The organism is Streptomyces sp. NRRL F-5650 (genome assembly GCF_000721365.1).
Classification (GTDB): Bacteria; Actinomycetota; Actinomycetes; order Streptomycetales; family Streptomycetaceae; genus Streptomyces; species Streptomyces ardesiacus.
Genome location: NZ_JOGV01000159.1, coordinates 1 through 442, shown reverse-complemented (window position 1 = coordinate 442; position 442 = coordinate 1). Strand labels below are relative to the sequence as shown.

1 protein-coding gene is annotated in these 442 nt (G+C 74.7%); it reads left to right on the top strand.

The features are described from left to right. A partial coding sequence (locus IG88_RS39890) for an SDR family NAD(P)-dependent oxidoreductase (protein ID WP_158854251.1) occupies positions 1-442 on the top strand: 442 nt, incomplete at both ends.

Genomic DNA, 442 nt, shown 5'->3' with positions numbered 1-442 from the left:
CGGACGCGGTCGGGGGCCGTCCGGTGCCCGATCCGCAGGGCACGGTCCTGATCACCGGCGGCACCGGCGCCCTGGGCGCCCTCTTCGCCCGGCACCTGGTCACCGACCACGGCGTCCGCCACCTGCTCCTGGCCGGACGACGCGGCCCCGACGCCCCCGGAGCCGACCGGCTCACCGCCGAACTCACCGAACTCGGCGCCACCGTACGCATCGCCGCCTGCGACACCGCCGACCGCACCGCCCTCGACCACCTGATCCGCTCCATACCCGACACCCACCCCCTCACCGGCGTCGTCCACACCGCCGGCGTCCTCGACGACGGCATCCTCACCGCCCTCACCCCCGACCGCCTCACCACCGTCCTGCGCCCCAAGACCGACGCCGCCTGGCACCTCCACGAACTCACCCGCGACCACCCCCTCACCCTCTTCGTCCTCTTCTC